General features: G+C 69.4%; 16 protein-coding genes and 1 pseudogene. 7 read left to right on the top strand and 10 right to left on the bottom strand.

What is annotated here, in order from left to right; all coding sequences use genetic code 11:
- Positions 1 to 6: 6 nt before the first annotated feature.
- The 6 genes from RNB18_RS03805 to RNB18_RS03780 form a co-directional block, all read right to left on the bottom strand.
- Entirely contained in the window at positions 7 to 1,794 is a 1,788-nt protein-coding gene (locus RNB18_RS03805) for an ABC transporter ATP-binding protein (RefSeq protein ID WP_311712695.1), read from the bottom strand.
- Positions 1,795 to 2,844 carry an iron-siderophore ABC transporter substrate-binding protein gene (locus tag RNB18_RS03800; RefSeq protein WP_311712694.1) on the bottom strand — a complete coding sequence of 350 codons (1,050 nt, stop codon included), beginning with the start codon at positions 2,842 to 2,844 and terminating at the stop codon, positions 1,795 to 1,797.
- Positions 2,845 to 2,955: 111 nt separating this feature from the next.
- Positions 2,956 to 3,795: an ABC transporter ATP-binding protein gene (locus tag RNB18_RS03795; protein WP_311712693.1), complete on the bottom strand. Its 840-nt coding sequence runs from the start codon at positions 3,793 to 3,795 to the stop codon at positions 2,956 to 2,958.
- Between the two features lie 40 nt (positions 3,796 to 3,835).
- On the bottom strand, positions 3,836 to 4,918 hold the full coding sequence (locus tag RNB18_RS03790) for a FecCD family ABC transporter permease (RefSeq protein WP_311712692.1): 1,083 nt from the start codon (positions 4,916 to 4,918) through the stop codon (positions 3,836 to 3,838).
- On the bottom strand, positions 4,915 to 5,973 hold the full coding sequence (locus RNB18_RS03785; RefSeq protein ID WP_311712691.1) for a FecCD family ABC transporter permease: 1,059 nt from the start codon (positions 5,971 to 5,973) through the stop codon (positions 4,915 to 4,917). The genes RNB18_RS03790 and RNB18_RS03785 overlap by 4 nt, the downstream gene beginning before the upstream one ends.
- A 109-nt stretch (positions 5,974 to 6,082) precedes the next feature.
- Positions 6,083 to 7,438 (bottom strand): lysine N(6)-hydroxylase/L-ornithine N(5)-oxygenase family protein, encoded by a 1,356-nt coding sequence (locus tag RNB18_RS03780; RefSeq protein WP_311712690.1) that lies wholly within the window; start codon positions 7,436 to 7,438, stop codon positions 6,083 to 6,085.
- A gap of 249 nt (positions 7,439 to 7,687) precedes the next feature.
- Between RNB18_RS03780 and RNB18_RS03775 the strand changes: the two genes are divergently transcribed.
- Positions 7,688 to 8,635: a methionyl-tRNA formyltransferase gene (locus tag RNB18_RS03775; RefSeq protein WP_311712689.1), complete on the top strand. Its 948-nt coding sequence runs from the start codon at positions 7,688 to 7,690 to the stop codon at positions 8,633 to 8,635.
- Here the strand turns inward: RNB18_RS03775 and RNB18_RS03770 are convergent.
- The 3 genes and pseudogenes from RNB18_RS03770 to RNB18_RS03760 all read right to left on the bottom strand — a co-directional run.
- Positions 8,614 to 9,136: pseudogene (locus RNB18_RS03770) on the bottom strand (methyltransferase domain-containing protein); the annotation flags it as partial. The gene RNB18_RS03775 and the pseudogene RNB18_RS03770 overlap by 22 nt on opposite strands.
- 108 nt (positions 9,137 to 9,244) lie before the next feature.
- Positions 9,245 to 10,933 carry a murein biosynthesis integral membrane protein MurJ gene (murJ, locus tag RNB18_RS03765; protein ID WP_394817578.1) on the bottom strand — a complete coding sequence of 563 codons (1,689 nt, stop codon included), beginning with the start codon at positions 10,931 to 10,933 and terminating at the stop codon, positions 9,245 to 9,247.
- Between the two features lie 421 nt (positions 10,934 to 11,354).
- Positions 11,355 to 11,813 (bottom strand): MarR family winged helix-turn-helix transcriptional regulator, encoded by a 459-nt coding sequence (locus RNB18_RS03760; protein ID WP_311712687.1) that lies wholly within the window; start codon positions 11,811 to 11,813, stop codon positions 11,355 to 11,357.
- Positions 11,814 to 11,874: 61 nt separating this feature from the next.
- Here RNB18_RS03760 and RNB18_RS03755 point away from each other — a divergent pair, with 61 nt between their 5' ends.
- Complete coding sequence (locus RNB18_RS03755) at positions 11,875 to 12,786, top strand: LLM class flavin-dependent oxidoreductase (RefSeq protein ID WP_311712686.1); 912 nt, start codon at positions 11,875 to 11,877, stop codon at positions 12,784 to 12,786.
- Between the two features lie 348 nt (positions 12,787 to 13,134).
- Here the strand turns inward: RNB18_RS03755 and RNB18_RS03750 are convergent, their stop codons facing one another.
- Entirely contained in the window at positions 13,135 to 13,575 is a 441-nt protein-coding gene (locus RNB18_RS03750; RefSeq protein ID WP_311712685.1) for a MarR family winged helix-turn-helix transcriptional regulator, read from the bottom strand.
- 109 nt (positions 13,576 to 13,684) lie between these two features.
- On the opposite strand from RNB18_RS03750, the gene RNB18_RS03745 reads away from it, so the two are divergent.
- From RNB18_RS03745 to RNB18_RS03725, 5 genes are all read left to right on the top strand, one after another.
- Entirely contained in the window at positions 13,685 to 14,782 is a 1,098-nt protein-coding gene (locus RNB18_RS03745) for a substrate-binding domain-containing protein (RefSeq protein WP_059203778.1), read from the top strand.
- A 103-nt stretch (positions 14,783 to 14,885) separates the two neighbouring features.
- Positions 14,886 to 15,167, top strand: coding sequence for an FmdB family zinc ribbon protein (locus RNB18_RS03740; RefSeq protein WP_311712684.1), 282 nt, complete (start codon positions 14,886 to 14,888; stop codon positions 15,165 to 15,167).
- A gap of 42 nt (positions 15,168 to 15,209) precedes the next feature.
- Entirely contained in the window at positions 15,210 to 16,457 is a 1,248-nt protein-coding gene (fmdA, locus tag RNB18_RS03735) for a formamidase (protein ID WP_311712683.1), read from the top strand.
- Between the two features lie 20 nt (positions 16,458 to 16,477).
- On the top strand, positions 16,478 to 17,515 hold the full coding sequence (locus RNB18_RS03730; protein WP_311712682.1) for an alpha/beta fold hydrolase: 1,038 nt from the start codon (positions 16,478 to 16,480) through the stop codon (positions 17,513 to 17,515).
- Between the two features lie 2 nt (positions 17,516 to 17,517).
- Positions 17,518 to 18,075: a DUF1097 domain-containing protein gene (locus RNB18_RS03725; RefSeq protein WP_311712681.1), complete on the top strand. Its 558-nt coding sequence runs from the start codon at positions 17,518 to 17,520 to the stop codon at positions 18,073 to 18,075.
- Positions 18,076 to 18,706 lie beyond the last annotated feature (631 nt).

Raw genomic sequence — 18,706 nt, 5'->3', positions numbered from 1 at the left:
GGGTGACTAACTACCTTCTCGCCAGGCCCGCCACAGCCGCGCGTAGCGGCCGCCCAGCGCCACCAACTCCTCGTGCGTTCCTTGCTCCACGACACGTCCCGCGTCCAGCACGGCGATCCGGTCCGCGGCCATCGCCTGGGTCAGCCGGTGTGCCACGAACAACGTGGTCCGGCCCGCGCACGCGGCCAGCACGGCCCGCTCCAGTGCGGCGGCGCCCTCGCTGCCCGCCTCCGCGGTCGACTCGTCGAGTACGACCACCGGCGAGCGGCCCAGCACCAGCCGGGCCAGGGCGATCTGGGCGACCTTGGTGACGTCCAGGCGCTCGCCCCCTTCACCGACCAGGGTGTTCAGTTTGTCGGGCAGCGCGTCGACCCAGCCGTCGGCGCCCACCGTGCGCAACGCCTCCATCAGCTCGGCGTCGGTCGCTTCCGGCGCGGCCAGCCGCAGATCGTCGGCGAGCGAACCGGAGAACACGTGCGTCTCCTGCGTCAGGATGCTGACCAGGGCCCGCGCGCCGGCCTCGTCCAGACCGGCGAGGTCGGTCGACCCGACGCGCACCGATCCGGCCTGCGGTGTTCCGATGCCCGCGATCAGCGCGGCCAGGGTCGTCTTGCCCGCGCCCGTCGCCCCTACCAGCGCGAGCGAACCGCCGGCCGGAATCGTCAGGTCGACCTCCCGCAGGACCGGCTCCTCGCTGCCGGGATAGCTGAACGTAAGCCCTCGTACGGTCACCGGGTACGGCGCGGTGTCCGCCGCGGCGACGGCCGCGTCGCCCACCAGCCGGTCCTCCGCGGCCTCCCCCAGTACGCCGACCAACCGGGTCAGGCTCGCGCCCGACTTCTGCGCCTCGTCGAAGGTGAACATGATGGAGCCCAGCGGGGTGAACAGCCGGTGGAACATCAGCGGGGCCGCCGAGACCTCGCCCAGGCTGGCGGCATCGGCCTCCAGCAGCGCATACCCCACGACGATGATCAGGACCAGTCCGATGAACTCGGCGCGGTTCTCCCTGCCGACGAACCGGCCGAAGAACCGGAACACCTCGATGCCGAGTTCGCGCACCCGCCACGACTCCCCGGTGACCTTCTCGCGGAAGGCGCCTTCGAGCCGGTACGCCCGGACCGTGTCGATCCCGTTCAGACCGCTCATCAACGCCTGCGCACGGTCGGCCTGGGCCACCCGTTGCTTCCGGTAGAGCGGGGCGGATCGGGGGAGATACCAGCGCAGGGCCAGCGCGTACGCGGGCAGCGCGCCGGCGCCCGCCAGGCCGAGCCGCCAGTCGAGGCCGAACATGCCTGCCGTGGCGATGGCGACCAGCACCCCCGCCGAGAACACCGTGGGGACGGCCGTGCGGATGCCCTTGGAGATCACGGCCACGTCGTCACCGACCCTGGACAGCACGTCTCCCCGGCCGACCTGCTCGATCCGGGCGCTCGGCATCCCGAGCACCGCCCGGACGGCGCCTTCCCGCAGCCGCGCCAGCAGATCCGCGCCCAGCCGCCCGATCAGGTAGGTCGACACAGCGGTGGCCGCCGCGCCGAGCAGCGCGGCCGCCACCATCCACGCCCCGACCGTGACCAGGACCGAGCGGGACTCGCCCTCGACGACCCCGTCGACCACCCGGCCGAGCAGAAGCACCGGGAGCACCTGGAGCGCGGCCCCGGCCACCGTGGTGAGCACGGTGGCGACCGTCAGCCATGGCACTTCGCGGCAGTGCGCCGCGACCCATCGGCCGGCCTCGCGTCCGGTCGCCGTGCGCAGGGTCGGCGGGGCGAGGCGCGTGTCGGTGGCGCTCACCTACCCGGCCGACTTGACGAGCTCGTCGATCGCGTACGGCATGGACAGCAGGGTTCCCTGGGAGATGGCCGCGCCGACCGCCGGGCCCTCACTGTCCAGCAGGTACGACACGTTGCCCTTCTTCACGGCGTCCAGGTTGGTGAACAGCTTGAACTTCTTCAGCGCTTCCGTGTCCGCCTTGTCGTTGATGACGAAGATGTGGTCGACGTCGATCAGGTCGATGCGCTCGGGCGAGAGCTTGGTGTAGAAGCTGCCGTCCGCGACCTTGTCGATCTCGGTCTGGTACGTGAAGCCGATGCCCGTCACCAGCCGTCCACGCACGTCGGTGGAGGTGAACGGCGCCACGGAGTTCTCGTACCAGGACAGCGCGACGGCCTTCTGGTCCGCGAACTTGGGGTGCGCCTTCTTGGCCGCGTCGAGCTGACCCTGGATGTCCGCCACCATCTTCTCGCCCTCCTCGGCCTTGCCGAGCGCCTTGGCGATGTGCAGCGCGTTGTCCTGCCAGGGCGCGCTGAACGGCTCCTTCTCGGCCTTGGTGCGGCCCACCGTCGGGGCGATCCGGGAGAGCTTGTCGTAGGCGGCCTGGTCGATCTCGGAGTAGACCGCGATGATCAGGTCGGGCCGAAGGGCGGCGATCTTCTCGTAGTTGGGGCCGGAGTCACCGTTGGCCATGATGACCTCGGGCTTGGTGTCGCCCCACTTGTCCTTCACCCAGGGCCACTGGGTGTTGATGTCGGGGGACTTGCCCGCCGGGTTCGGGTACTGGTCGACCATGCCGACCGGCTTGATGCCGAACGCCAGGATGGTCTGGTCGTCCGTGTAGCCGACGGAGACGACCCGCTCGGGAGCCTTGGTCACCTCGGTGGTTCCGAACGCGTGCTCCACGGTGACCGGGAATGCGCCGGCGGCGGTTGTGGTGCTGTCGCCCGCCTTGTTCGAGTCGGACGAGTCGGAACCGCATCCCGCGAGGAGACCGACGCCAAGGGCTGCGGCGGACAAGATGGCCGCCAGCCGCCGGGATCTCTTGAGCGTCGTTCGATGGAGGAGCATTCGAAATCCCTTGCTTTCGCGCTGTCCACTGCGCCCCCGTCTAAGGGCAGGCAAACCTTACCGTGCGCAGGTGAGGTAAGCCTAGCCTAACTCGCGTAACTTCACGAGGAATCAGCCCAGTTGGACGTGTGTACGGCCGATCGGCACGACGAGCGGCCGGTCGCCCACCGGATCGTCGATCACCTTGGCGCGCAGTCCGAACGCCTCGTGCAGCAACTCGGCGGTGATCACGTCACGCGGGTGCCCCTGCGCCAGGATCGCCCCCTCCCTCATCACCACGAGGTTGTCGCTGTAGCGCGTGGCCAGATTGAGGTCGTGCAGAACCATGACCACGGTGCACCCGGACTCGTGCAGGTCGTCCACCAGGTCGAGCACGTCGATCGCGTGGGCCAGGTCCAGGTAGGTGGTCGGCTCGTCGAGGAGCAGCAGGTCGGTTCCCTGAGCCAGCGTCATCGAGATCCAGACGCGCTGACGTTGTCCGCCGGACAGCGAGTCGACCGGACGGTCGGCCAGGTCGGACACCCCGGTCATGGCCAGCGCCCGCTCCACGACGGCGGCGTCGTCGGACGACCACTGCCGCAGCCAACTCTGGTGCGGATGACGGCCCCTGGCGACCAGGTCGGACACCGTCAGCCCCTCCGGCGCGACCGGTGCCTGCGGCAGCAGGCCGAGCTTCTTCGCCACGTCCCTGGTCCTGAGCCTGACGATGTCGTCGCCGTCCAGCACGACCGTCCCCCTGGTCGGCTTGAGCAGCCGTGACAGGGTCCGCAACAGGGTGGACTTTCCGCAGCCGTTGGGACCGATGATCGTGGTGATCACCCCGGGCGGGATCGCCACGTCGAGACCGTCGATGACCATCCGGCCGCCGTACCCGACCGTGACGTCTCTGGCTGCCAGCCGCGAGGCGTCACGGACCCCGGACTCGATCTCGGTGATGTACTGAGCGGCCATGGGATCCCCCTGCATTAGGTCTGCCTAACTTTTGTACCAGCTATCGGAGGTTCGCCCGCACCAGCAGATAGACGAGGAAGGGGCCGCCGATCGCGGCGGTGACCACGCCGACCGGGAGACTGATCGGCAGCGCCGCGCGCGCGACCAGGTCCGCGCCGATCAGCAACAACGCTCCCACCAGGCCGGAGGCCACCATCGGCGGCGTCGGGCACCGCGCCAGACGCATCGCCACCTGCGGCGCCACCAGCGCGACGAACGGGACCGGGCCCGCCGCGCTCACCGCCACCGCGGCCAGCAGGACGGCGCACAACAGCAGGACCGCCCGCACCATCGCGTACCGGACGCCCAGGCCCGCAGCGACCTCGTCGCCGAAGTGCATCGGCTTGAACTGGAACGCGGCACACGACACGACGATCAGGAGGACGAGCGAGCACCACAGCGCCACCCACACCTCGTCCCACGACCGGTTGTCCAGCGAGCCGACCAGCCACGCCTGGGCCCGGGCCACGTCCCTGATGTCCGCCGTGACCAGCAGCCAGGTCGTGATGGCCTCCATCACGGCGCTCACGGAGATGCCGATGAGGATGAGCCGGAAGCCGTCGATGCCGCGTCGCCACGCCAGGAAGTACACGAGCAGGCCCGTGCCGAGTCCGCCGGCGAGCGCCGCCGCGGACAGGCCCACGGAGTTGACGATCGCCGCGGAGGCTCCGCCCGACACGGTCACGAGGAACACCGAGACCGCGCTCGCGCCCCCGGTGATCCCCAGAATGTCCGGGCTGGCCAGCGGATTGCGCGCGATGGACTGCGTGATCGCCCCGGAAACCCCCAGGGCGATGCCGACGACGAGCCCGGCCAGGGTCCGCGGCATCCTCAGGTCCATGATCACGAACTCGTCGACCCGCTCGCCCCCGCCGAAGATCGTGGCGATCACCCGGGACAGACCGATGGGGAAGTCCCCGACGCCGATGGACACGCAGAACACCAGGAAGGTCGCCGCCGCCAGCAGCAGCGTGACGAGCACGAGCCACGGTCGCCATACGAACGACACCTGGCCGAGCCGCACGCCCGGCGCCACCGAGGGCTTCAGGTCTGTTCCGTCCGGCTTCAACTCTCTCCCGCTCATGCGTTCTTGAACTTTCCGCGCCACACCAGAACCGCGAAGAACGGGGCGCCGAGGAGAGCCACGACGACACCGGCGTCCAGCTCGCCCGGCCGCACCACCAGGCGCCCCACGATGTCGCAGACCAGCAGGATGATGGCTCCGAGCAGACCCGCGTACGGCACCAGCCAGCGATAGTCCGGCCCGGTCAGATAGCGGGCCACGTGGGCCACCATGAGCCCGAGGAACGCGATGGGGCCGCACGCCGCCGTCGCCGCGCCCGCCAGCAGCGTGATGGCCACGATGCCGACGGTCCGGCTCAGCGCGATGTTCGCGCCCAACCCCCGCGCCACGTCCTCGCCCAGGTTGAGCAGGTTGATGGTGGGCAGAGTGGTCAGTGCCAGCACCAGGCCGACCACGATGAACCCGGTCACCGGCCAGATGACGTCGAAGCCGACACCGGCGACGGAACCCGCGTTCCAGAACCGCAGCGCGTTCAGCGACGCCTGGTTGGACAGCGCGACCGCCGTGGTCATCGCCATGAGGAACACCGTGATCCCCTGCCCGGCCAGGGCGAGCGTCAACGGGTTGCCGGCCCCGCGCCCGATGCTCGCCAGCCCGAACACGACGACACCGGCGAGGGCCGCGCCCAGGAAGGCGAACCAGACGTACTGGAACGGGTTGGAGAATCCGAACACCGCGATCACCGACACCACGGCGAACGAGGCGCCGGTGTTCACCCCGAGCAGGCCCGTGTCGGCGATCGGGTTCCGCGTGTAGCCCTGGATCAACGCCCCGGCGATCCCCAGGGCGACGCCCGCCACGATCGCGAGCACCGTCCGGGGCACCCGCACGGTCTCCACGATGAGCCTGATCTCAGTGAGCCGCCGGTCGGAGTCCGGCGCCGCGAACAACCCGTGCCACACCTCTGCGGGACTCAGCGCGCGCGCCCCCACCGCCAACGACACCGCCCCCGTGACCACGAGGATCACCACAAGCGTGCCCAAACCCACAACCCGCCGCCGACGGGCCTCTGTTGTGCCCCTGGGCGCGGGGCGCTCCACTGCAGTCGTGCCCATGGCGAGGTACGTTATCCCTTTGCTTTCACGGGGGTTGCTCAGTGCCGCGCCTGTTGGGTGCGGTACCACCGGGCAGGGCGGGGCTGTGGGGGGCGGGACCGGTGGCGGGCTAGCGGGCGGTGCTGCCGATTCCGTCGGCGACCGGACGGGCCTGGCCGGATGCGGACTTGAGACCCTGACCGAGGACCGAGTCCAGGATCTCGCCGACCCTGATCGCGGTGTTGGACAGCAGGGGCGAGGTGATCCCGTGCGTGTGCTCCGTGCCGCCCTGCAGGTAGATGCCGCAGCGCAGGTCGGATTCGGTCGCGATGCGGTAGTCGCGCTCGACGCGGACGCGGCCCTCGTCGTCGCGCAGGCAGCGGTCCGCGACCTCGCCGAGCAGGCCGATGGGGTCGGCGGGGCTGTAGCCGGTGGCGAAGACCACGACGTCCGCGTCCAGGTCGGTCTCCTCGCCGGTGACCAGGGACGTCACGGTGGCACGGACCCTGTCGGGTGTTTCCTTGACGTCGGTGAGCCGGGACACGTTGAGGAAGCGCAGCCGCTCGGTGCCGAGGACCTTCTCCCGGTACATCTGCCCGTACAGGTCGTCGATCAGGTCGATGTCCACCACGGAGTAGTTGGTGTTGCCGTGGTAGTCCATCAGTCGGCGTTTGACGTCCTCGGGCGCGGCGAAGTACTCGTCGACCGCCTCGGGGTCGAAGATCCGGTTGGCGAAGCTGCTGTCGTCGGCGGGGCTGTAGCCGTAGCGGGAGAAGACCGCGCAGACCTCGGCCTCGGGGAAGCGGCGGTGCAGGTAGGCGACGTTCTCGGCGGCGCTCTGCCCGGCACCCACGACGACGAACCGGGAGGGCGAGGTGCCCTCCAACCCGTCGGCCTTGGCCAGCAGTTCGGAGTTGTGCCAGACGCGGTCACCGCGCTCCACACCCTCCGGCATGAGGGGACGCAGACCGGTACCGATGACGAGGTTGCGGGCCCGGTGCACCGCAAGCCCCTCCCCCGACCGGACCGTCACGTCCAGGTACTCCACGGCTCCGTCACGGACGACGGGCGCGACGCCGACGACCTCGTGGCCGTAGGAGACCATGTCGTCGACCTTGGCGGCGGCCCACTCGAAGTAGTCGTGGAACTCAACCCGCAGCGGGAAGAGGTTCTTGTGGTTGATGAAGTCGATCAGCCGTCCCTTGCTCTGCAGGTAGCAGAGGAAGCTGAACTCGCTGGACGGGTTTCGCAGTGTCACCAGGTCCTTGAGGAAGGACACCTGCATGGTCGCGTCGTCGATCAGCATGCCTCGGTGCCAGCCGAAGCGCGGCTGCTGCTCGAAGAAGTGAGCGCTGATCGCCTCCTGCCCGCCGACACGTGCGTTGTGCTCGCTGAGCGCGATCGCCATGGCCACATTGGACGGTCCGAAGCCGATGCCAATGAGGTCGTGGATCGGTGGTACGTCACCAGGAAGAACCTGCGACATGTCACTCCCATCGTGCGGGGCAGTCGTCTGCCGGGCGTGGGGAAAGCACGAAAAGTGGCACGCCGACGGAGCGACTTGCCAGGAACTTAGGTGAGCCTAAGCTAAACCCGTGAGGGTGTCGATAGGGCGAAACGGACAGCCGACCGCCGATTCACCCCGTCAACTGGGCCGCCACGTAAGGGCATTGCACACTAAGGTAAGCCTTGCTTTACTGCTTCCGGTCAATCCCTGCTCTGAGGAGGAACCCCCATGCGGGTCGCCATGCTCGGTTACCAGACGTGGGGGCACCGCACCCTGCAAGCCCTCCTGGACTCCGAACACGACGTGGTCCTGGTCGTGACGCATCCCAAGAGCGAGCACGCGTACGAGAAGATCTGGAGCGACTCCGTCGCCGACCTCGCCGAGGAGCACGGCGTCCCGGTGCTGATCCGCAACCGCCCCGACGACGACGAACTGTTCGAGCGCCTCAAGGACGCCGACCCGGACATCATCGTGGCCAACAACTGGCGGACGTGGATCCCCCCGCGCATCTTCGACCTTCCGCGCCACGGCACGCTGAACGTCCACGACTCGCTGCTGCCGAAGTACGCCGGCTTCTCACCGCTGATCTGGGCCTTGATCAACGGCGAGCCCGAAGTGGGCGTCACCGCGCACATGATGAACGATGAACTCGACGCCGGCGACATCGTCCGGCAGGAGGCGGTGCCGGTCGGACCGACGGACACGGCCACCGACCTCTTCCACAAGACCGTCGACCTCATCGCCCCCGTCACCATCGGCGCACTCGACCTCATCGCCGCCGGGCAGACCGAGTTCACCAAGCAGGACCGGTCCCAGGCCAGCTTCTTCCACAAGCGCTCAACCGAGGACATCCGCATCGACTGGACCTGGCCGGCGGCGGACCTGGAACGCCTCGTCCGTGCCCAGTCCGAGCCGTACCCCAGCGCCTTCACCTTCCACAAGGGCAAGCGGCTCGAGGTCCTCGCCGCCGTGGTGTCCCAGGGGCGCTACGGCGGCACGCCCGGCCGGATCTTCTACCGCGAGGGCGACGGCGTGGTGATCGTCGCCGGAGCCGATGCCCGCACGGGCCGCAACCCGGGCCTGGCCATCACGCGCGTGCGCACCGAGGACGGCCTGGAGATGCCCGCCACGGAGTACTTCACCTCCATGGGCGGCTACCTGACCAGCCGCCCCTGACGGGCCGGCGGCCACCCTCGACGGATCGTGGACGGCCGACTCGGCCACCGACCCGCCGTGAGCAGATGCCCGCCGGCTCCGAGCAGCGTCGGCTCGGACTCGGGGCGCCGGGCGCCGGGAGGACGGCCTCGCGGCGTTCCGGGTCGTCCAGCCAATCCTCGGCACACCCATGAGCCAGGCGACGCCCTCGACGCCGTACTGGCGCCCGACGGTGAGCCCGGCCTCGGCGCGGCGGTGGCGGCCGTCCACCGTGACGGCGCCGGTGCGTTCGCGGTGCGGCGGGGTGAAGCAGCGCTCCTCGCGCAGCACGTCGTGCAAACCGGCGAACCGGTTGATCGTGGCCGCGACCACCGCCCCGCCCGGCCGGACCACCCGGCACGCCTCGGCCAACACCCGCAGACGGTCGGGCCGTTCGGGCAGGTGGTACAACGGACCAAGGAGCAGCACCACGTCGTGCCCGGAGTCGGTGACGGCCAGGACACGGGCGTCTCCGTAGCGGGCGCCGTACTTCAAGCCGTCGCCGGAGGCCGTCGCCGAGGTCACCAGCCTGCTCGCGCCCGGTGACAGCCGCCGATGACCGGCCGCTGCCACGCAGTCGCGACCGGGCGTTCACCCCAGGCCCGGCAGGCTCCGCAGCTCGCTGATCTTCATGATGCGTGCGAGCAGCACGAACACGAGGAGCATCGTGAGGCCTCCCGCGGCGAGTCCCAGAGCGGGTGCCCAGGTGGTTGACGTGACGGCGATGGAGGATGAGCGGGCCACGAACCAGCCCAGTGCTCCAGCCGCGAGGGCAGAAGCCGTCAGCTTGCCGTAGGTGCGGCACAGTCTCTTGCCGTCCAGCCGACCTTCGAGTCGTCGTCGCAACAGCATGGCGGTGATGAGCAGGCCGATGGCGTACGAGGCGGCGTAGGCGCCGGCCAGGCCGGTGACGGCCCATCGGGGGGGCATCAGCAGATGGCAGGCGGTGGCCAGGGCTATGTTTGCGGTACTGATCCACACGGCCATCCAGAACGGGGTCCGGGTGTCCTCGAAGGCGTAGAAGCCGCGCAGCAGCATGTACTGCGCCGAGAAGGGGATCAGGCCGAGTCCGAAAGCCTGGAGCATCTGGCCCAGCGGCACGATGGACGCCGCGTCGGCTGCTCCGTGAGCGAAGATCACCTGCGCCATTTGCGGGCCGAGGGCCACGAAGAAGAAGGCGGCGGGGACGATGACGACGCCGCTGATCCGCAGGGCCCGGGAGAGGTCACCGCGCATGTCGTCCAGGCGGTGTTCGGCGACGGCCCGGCTCATCCGCGGCAGCAGGGCGGTGACCAGCGAGACAGTGATCACCGACTGCGGCAGCGACCAGATGGTCTGCGCGTAGGTGTAGGCGGAAAAGCCCACGCCGCCGTTGGGCAGCTCCGTGTCCGCGGCGGAGGCGTAGCGGGTCACCACCGTGCTGGCTACGAGGTTGGTCAGGACGAACAGCAGGGTCCAACGGGCTGCGCTGATGCTCTTGCCCAGGCCTGTGCCGCGCCAGTCGAAACGTGGGCGGAAGCGGAAGCCGGCCGCCCTGGCGAAGGGGATCAGGGCAAGAGCCTGGATCGCCAGGGCGATTGTGGTGCCCGCGCCGAGCAGCGTGACCTGGGTCTGCGTGATGTCCTGGACGGAGTCCGGGACGGTCATCATGCCGAGGTATACGCCGAACATGGAGATGAGGACGACGTTGTTGAGGACAGGGGTCCACATCATCGCGCCGAACTTGTCCCGCGCGTTGAGCACTTGGCCCAGGATGCTGAACAGCCCGTAGAAGAAGATCTGCGGGAGCAGGAACCGCGCGAAGACCACCGTCAGCTGAAACGCTTCATGGTTGGCCGGTGAGTCGCTCTGATAGAGGCTGATGATCTGCGGCGCCGCCCAAACGGCCAGCAGCGTGCCGACTCCCAGCACGGACATCGTGAGGGTGACCAGACGCTGCTCGAAGGCCCGTCCGCCATCCGGCTGCTCCACCCTGGCCCTCACCAACTGCGGTACCAGTACCGAGTTCAGCGCACCGCCGATGAGCAGGAAATACAGGCTCGCCGGCACCACGTTGGCCTGGTTGTACGTCGTGGCCAGCAGTCCCGTCCCGAGTGCCCCGGCCTGGAGGACTGTTCTCAGCAGGCCCGTTGCCCGGGACACCACCGTCCCTGCCGCCATCAGCATGGACGAGCGCATCAGCCCGCCCTTTGCCGCGCCAGACTTCGTGGCGGCGTGCCGCCCTCGCTTCTGTTTCCCCGGCAACCGTGTTCTCGACGCGCCCGGCGTCCCCTCCACCATGTGCCCAATCTACGGCGTAGAGATCATCGTCATGGGCACTGCCCCGGGTTCTCGGGCCGGCCCTCAGTCCCCGGTCGGCGCATTGCGGCGAATGGAAACTCCGGGCCGTGGGGTCACGCAGTACGCAGGTGCGTCAGGCCGGGAAGGTCCTCACCACTCGCTGGCGTCCCGAGCGCCTGGGGCCGCAGTCCGCCGGGCAGGTCAGGAAGCTGGTTGTTCTTCAACTTCCGTCCGGCGCTGGCAGGGTGGGGGTCGTCGCGGCCCGCACCCTCCTCCCGAACCTGCCCTGTCCGACCCGTGCACCCAAACCCAACCGGCCCGGCCCCGGCAGGCCGCTCGGCTCGAAGAACCGGACGGACTCGCCTTGGCTCTCGTACAGCTCCGTGATCTCCGCCGGGGCGTTCCGGTCGAATGCGGGCCTTCAGGGTCTGTTCGGAGTTCTGGTCAGCACCCGCAGCGCCTGCATCAGACGTGCCGCGTCCTTCGCGCCGAGCGGGGCGAGGAACTCGCGTTCCGCCGCCTCGCGGGCGTCCTCCGCATCGGCCCGCACCCGCCTGCCCCTCTCCGTCAACTCAACAACGTTGCGGCGGCGGTCCTCCTCACTGCGGCGCCGCTCCACCAATCCCTTGCCCTCCAGCGCGTCGACGAGTGCGACCATCGTCGTTCGGTCCACTCCCAGCCGCCGCGCTGCTTCCAGTTGCGACAGCTGGCGGCCGGCCGCCAGCACCGCGAGCACCGCCAACTCCCGCGCGTCCAGCCCGAACGGGGCCAGTGCGGGCCCCGCGTGCTCGGCCAGCCGTAGCTGCGTGTGCTTGAGCAGGTAGCCCAGCCGCGTGCCGAGCAACTCCTCGACCGCGGCCCCGTCGTCGCTCTCCGCCATTCCGAAATTTTAACCCTCTCCTGATCGTCAGCATAACTGACGATCTTCTAGGCTGACGGTTATGCCAATTGATGTGCCCCACCGCACGCTCCGCTTCGGCGTCAAGACGACGCCCATGCACCTGGCCTACGACGAGATCGTCCGCGTCTGGGAGGAGGCCGACGAACTGCCCGAACTCGACGACGCCTGGCTGTGGGACCACCTGATGCCCCTGGCCGGACCGCCCGGCGGCGCCGTATTGGAGGGCTGGACACTGCTGGCCGCGCTGGCCGCTCGCACCACTCGGCTCCGCCTCGGCCTGCTCGTCACCAGCAACAGACTCCGCGCCCCCGCGCACCTCGGGAAGATCGCCACCACCGTGGACGTGATCTCCAAAGGGCGCCTGGTCATGGGCCTGGGCGTCGGCGGCACGCGACAGCCGGACGGTCCCAACCCGGCCGTCGCCGAGTACGCCGCCTACGGCCTCCCGCTCCCGAGTCCCGGTGAGGGCCTGGCCCGCCTCACCGAGACGATCAACATTCTGCGTCGCATGTGGACCGAGGAGGTCTTCGATCACGACGGCCTCTTCACCACTCTGCGCGGCACCCGCAACGGTCCCGGCCCCGTCCGGGCCGGCGGCCCGCCGCTGCTGCTCGGCGGCTGGGGAGACCGCACGCTGCGCATCATCGCCGAACACGCCGACATCTGGAACGTCCCCGGCCCGCCCCACAACGGCGCCGACTGGATCGCGGAGCGCGCCCGCGTCCTGGAGGCGCACTGCGCGGCGATCGGCCGCGACCCTGCCGAGATCACCCGCTCCGCGCAGATCATCGTCGACTACGCCGACCCGGCCGCCACCCGCGCCCACGTCCGCGCACTCGCCGCTGCCGGCATCCGGCACGTCGTGCTCGCGCTGCCCCGCCCCTATCCGGGCAATGCCGCCCGCTGGCTCGTCGACGAGATCGTCACCCCTGTCCGTGAGAACGGCGTCTGACGGGATCTCCGCTACTCGGCTCGGTATCGGCCGCGCGCCGCCTCTGCCCCGACACGCTTTGGGGGCGAGTGCGCAGGATTCGCATGCGACGTTTCAAAGCGGCTGCGCAGATCATCCCGGGCCGGCCGGCCGTCGTCCTTCGTCGCCGCGCTGACGCCAAACCGCACTTCGTGGACCGCGGTGCTGGACTCGGTCCGCCTCGGGCCCACCGACGACGGCGCAGCCGTCACGGCCACCCAACTGCGGCAGGTGACCAAGCGGCTGATCACCGCGGGACGTACGGCCGGCACGTCCCGCGTCGAACGGCCGGCCGGAAGACACCGCCCCCACGCGGCTCGGGGCGACCGCTCAGCCGAGGCGTCGGGATGCCCGCTGGAGCAATGCCCTCAGCAGCGCCGTCTCCTCCGCACCGAGAGCGGACACGATGCCCTCCTGCTCCTGTTCCACCGCCGCCGTCCAGCGGGTCAGCGCCTCGTTGCCCCGCTCGGACGCGAAGACCAGCACGCGCCGCCGGTCCTGGTCGTCGACCCGGCGCAGGACGAGGTTCAGGGAGACCATGCGGTCGACGACCTTGGTCAGGGTGGGTGCGGACAGCAGCGCGAACTCGGCGATCTCGGTCATGGCACGACCTTCGCCGTCGCCCAGGAACGACAGCACCCGCCACTCCTCGAGCGTGCCGCCCTCGGCCTTCAGCGCCTCACCGAGCCGTAGGACGACGCTGCGCTCGACGAGGGTGAGCGCTCGCGCGAGGTCGAGATCGGCTACGGCCGCCGGGGTGGTCGTGGTCATCGCCCTGCCAGAGTCGTCGTGATCTACGGGTGGAGTGATTCCACGATACAGTCCTTTCCTTATCGCTGTGAAATATTCCCGTAGCAAGCAATGGCTAGGGTGAGCGCCTATGATCGAGAAGGCGTCTGTCCGGCTCGGCGCCCCGGCGAACCGGGCCCGTGACGCACTGGATGTCGCCCTGGTGATACCGCTCCAGGGCCCGGCCGGCATCTTCGGCCCCTCCTGCGAGTGCTGCGCCCAGCTCGCGGCCGAGGAGGTCAACGCCGCATCGGGCGTACTGGGCAGGGAGGTGCGCCTGGTCCTCGTCGACGGCGGCGCGCCGCCCGAGCAGGTGGCCACGGAGGTCGACGCCCTGATCTCCGGAGGCGTCGTCGACGCGGTGGCCGGCTGGCACATCTCCGCCGTCCGCGAGGTCGTCGCCCCGCGCATCGACGGCCGGGTGCCGTACGTCTACACGGCACTGTACGAGGGCGGCGAGCGCTCCCCGGGCGTCTTCCTGACCGGTGAGACCCCGAACCGTCAACTACGGCCCGCACTACGGTGGTTCGCGAGCGAACTGGACATCCGCCGCTGGACGATCGTCGGCGACGACTACGTCTGGCCCCGCTCGTCGGCCCGCGCCGCCCACCGCTATCTGCGCGAACTGGGCGGCGAGGTCTGTGACGAGATGTACGTGCCGCTGGGCACCCAGGACTTCGGGCCCGTCCTCGCGCGAGTCGCGGCAAGCGGCTGCGAGGCCGTACTGATGCTGCTGATCGGACAGGACGCCGTCCTCTTCAACCGTGCCTTCACCGCGGCCGGGCTGGACCGCGACCTCATCCGGTTCAGTTCTCTGATCGAGGAGAACGTCCTGTTGGCCACCGGGCCGGAGAACACCCGGGGTCTGATGACCTCGGCCGGCTACTTCGAGGACCTGCCGACCGCGTCCGGGCTGGACTTCGCCGCCGCTTACTTCCGCCGGTTCGGCCCCGGCGCACCGGTGCTCAACAGCCTCGGCGAGTCGTGCTACGAGGGCGTGCGCATGCTCACCGAACTGCTGCGCCGGGCGGGCGACACGGATGTGCGGCGCATCCAGGCGACCGCCGAGGGGCTGGAGTACGAGAGCCCCCGCGGCACGGTCCAGATCCGTGACCGCCACCTCGAGCAGCGGGTTTTCCTCGCGGCGGCCGACGGGCTGCGGTGGGACGTGCTGCAGCAGCTTCCCTGACCCGCGGGAGTTCTTTTTTACCTGTGCGCAACACGCGACCCCCTTGCCCAATTGCTTCGGCTAGAAATACTTTTTTCTCGAAGCTTTTGGAGGTTGATAGCCCATGGCCACGTATCAGTACCGCTGTGCGGGCTGCGGCACCTTCGACGTGATCCGGCCGATCGGCCGGGCTCTAGCCGAGGAGCCGTGCGGGAGCTGCGCAGGCCCGGCCCGCCGGGTCTTCACCGCTCCGCTGCTCGCCCGCACCTCCACTCACCTGGCCCGTGCCCTGCACGCCCAGGAGGCCAGCGCCCATGAGCCGCGGGTCGTCACCGACGTACCCGCGGCCCGCCGCCGGCCGACCCCGCCGGCCGATCCCCGGCAGGCCGGGCTCCCCAAGCCCTGATCCCCACACGCACAGCGACGTACCGGATTACGGAGGCAGTCCATGCCCGAAGTCGTCTTCAGTGTCGACCAGGCCCTGTCCATGCGTGACCAGAAAGTGCCCGGCCACAACCGCTGGCACCCCGACATCCCGCCCGCCGTCACCGTGCGGCCCGGCTCGGAGTTCCGTATCGAGTGCCGGGACTGGACCGACAACCAGATCGGGAACAACGACTCCGCCAACGACGTCCGCGACGTCGACCTCACCCACGCGCACATGCTCAGCGGCCCCATCGCCGTGGAGGGCGCCGAACCCGGTGACCTGCTCGTCGTCGACATCCTCGACCTGGGCCCCGTACCGCAGGCGCAGGGCGACGGCTCCGGAGAGGGCTGGGGCTACACCGGCGTCTTCGCCAAGAACAACGGCGGCGGATTCCTCACCGACCACTTCCCCGACTCCTACAAGGCCGTCTGGGACTTCCACGGCCAGCAGGCCACCTCCCGCCACATTCCCGGTGTCCGCTACACCGGGATCACCCATCCCGGCCTCTTCGGCACCGCGCCCTCAGCCGAACTGCTGGGCCGATGGAACGCCCGTGAGCAGGCCCTCATCGACACCGACCCGCACCGGGTACCGGCCCTCGCGCTCCCACCCCTAGCCGACAACGCCCTGGCCGGCACGGCGAGCGGCGACGTCGGCAGGCGGATCGCCGCCGAGGGCGCCCGTACCGTCCCGGCCCGGGAGAACGGCGGCAACCACGACATCAAGAACTTCACCCGCGGCTCCCGGGTCTTCTACCCCGTCCTCGTCCCCGGCGCCCTGCTCTCCGGCGGCGACCTGCACTTCAGCCAGGGCGACGGCGAGATCACCTTCTGCGGCGCCATCGAGATGGGCGGCTTCATCGACCTGCACGTCGACCTCATCAAGGGCGGCATGGAGAAGTACGGAGTCACGACCAACCCGATCTTCATGCCCGGCAACGTCGCCCCGCAGTACACCGAGTTCATCTCGTTCGTCGGCATCTCCGTGGACCACGCCAGCGACACCAACCACTACCTCGACGCGACGATGGCGTACCGCAACGCCTGCCTCAACGCCGTCGAGTACCTGAAGACCTTCGGCTACAGCGGCGAACAGGCCTACCTGCTGCTCGGCTCCGCCCCGATCGAGGGCCGCCTCAGCGGCGTCGTGGACATCCCGAACGCGTGCAGCACCCTCTACCTCCCCACGGCGATTTTCGACTTCGACATCCGGCCGACGGCCGAAGGGCCGAGAAAGGCCGACCGCGGCCAGTGCGCCGTCACTTCCTGAACGTCCCGAAAGGCAGCCCCATGAGCAGTGACCATCTCACCTTCCAGCTGGGCGACTTCACCACCCAGCACGGCGCCACCCTGCGCGGCGCGCACCTCGCCTACACCACCTACGGCGAACTCAACGCGGACAAGTCCAACGTCATCGTCTACCCCACCTGGTACTCCGGCCGCCACTGGGACAACGAATGGCTCATCGGCCCCGGCATGGCCCTCGACCCGGCCGAGTACTTCATCATCGTCCCGAACATGCTCGGCAACGGCCTGTCCACCTCGCCGAGCAACACACCGCCGCCGTACGACCGCGCCCGCTTCCCGCACATCACCGTGTACGACCAGATCGAGGCCCAGCACAAGCTGGTCACCGAGGAATTCGGCATCGAAAAGATCCAGTTGGTGACCGGCTGGTCGATGGGTGCCGGGCAGACCTTCCAGTGGGCCGTCAGCCACCCGGAGATGGTCGAGCGGATCGCCCCGTTCTGCGGCTCCCCGCGCACCAGCCTCCACAACAAGGTCTTCCTTGAGGGCGTCAAGGCCGCACTGACCGCCGACGCAGTCTTCAACGGCGGCTGGTACGACGAGGGCAAGTGGCCGACCACCGGACTGCGCGCGCTCGCCCGGGTGTACGCGGGGTGGGGTTTCTCGCAGGCGTTCTACTGGGAGAAGGAGTACGAGAAGCTCGGCTACACCTCCCTCGAGGACTTCCTGATCGGCTTCTGGGAGGGCTTCTTCCTCGACGGCCGCGACCCCAACAACCTGCTCGCCATGCTCTGGACCTGGCAGAACGGCGACGTCGGACTCACCCCCGGCTTCGGCGGGGACACAGAGGCGGCGCTGGGCTCCATCAAGGCGACCACGCTCGACATGCCCGCCGAGAAGGACCTCTACTTCCCGCCGGAGGACGAGGCCTGGGCCGTCAGCCACATACCGGGCGCCGAACTCCGCGTGATCCCCGGCATCTGGGGCCACTTCGCCGGCGGCGGCAGCAGCCCCGAGGACACCGCGTTCATCGACACGGGCATCAGGGAACTGCTCGCCAAGCCGGGCGGGTTGGCGTAGCCATGAAGGGCAGACTGCCGCACGAGGTCAGCGCCTCGATCGTCGCCTTCGCCACGGTCCTCCTGCTTCTGAGCCCGCTCCACATGCCGACCTGGGCGATCTTCATCACCTGGGCGGGAACGTTCCTGCAAGGTGGCCCGAGCATTGCCAACGCCATCTCCATGATCACCGCCACCACGACAGGCGCGGGGTTCGCGGTGGCAGCCGTACTCCTCAACCGGGAGACGGGCACGATGTTCGGCACCGGGGAGCTCGCCCGGACCCTGGCACTGGGCGTGGTGATCTTCTTCGTCAACGGCACCCTACTGGCAACCGGCCGGCTGAAGCCGTTCGCTCTCATCCCGGGAATGTTCTTCGGCTTCGCGTCGACCTTCGCCACGTACTTCGGCGGATTCGGCTACGACGGGGGGAACCTGGGCGCCGCGTTCATCAGCGCCGCCGCGATGTGCGCCCTCGGCCCGCTCTGCGCCGTCCTGGGACTGCGCCTGATGTTCGCGCCACCTCCCGCTCCTGAGCCGGAGCAGCACCTGACCGAGGAGGTGGCGCCATCGACCACTTAAGCACCGACAGGCCCGCATCTCCCGTGCGGCCGGTACGCCGGACCATTTACCCGTGGGGGCACCGCTCGGCTGAAGCCCCACGGAACCACTCGCCGAGAGGCGACCGCCGTTCCCACTCCGCCTCAGACCGCCCCGGACGGCCCTCCCCGAGCCGTCCGGGGCGCTTGACTGCCCTTGAGTCGAGGGAGAAACAGCATGTCCGAAGCAACAGTTGGGGACGCGGCACGGCCTGACGAGGGCTCCTGGCCGGGGCCGTGGCAGGTGCGGCACTGACGCGCACGGCGCACGCCGGGACAGCACGCGAGGCTGGGACGAGGGCCGGAAACGGCGGGCCCGGTCCACCTGTCCGTCGGCGTGGCCGCGGTCGGCCCAGACCTGGGTGACCTGCGGCTGAGGTACTGAACTTGATTGGGTGATGTCGGTGACGTTCGCCTGACGGCTGAAGGCTGATGCCGGTAGCTGTGGAGGCGTGAGGTATGCACAAGGCGGTGGGCTAACCGACGCGAAGAGGGGCACGCGGGAGCGGTTACGGCTGCAAACTGTGGAGCGCTTCGAGGGCAGGCGGAAGAGGGCCTGCTTGGATGATCGTCACGTGGCGTGCAATCGGCCGGAGAGATTTCGAGGGAGGCTG

The organism is Streptomyces doebereineriae, from assembly GCF_031845645.1.
Classification (GTDB): Bacteria; Actinomycetota; Actinomycetes; order Streptomycetales; family Streptomycetaceae; genus Streptomyces; species Streptomyces canus.
This window is presented reverse-complemented; position numbering and strand designations above follow the sequence as displayed.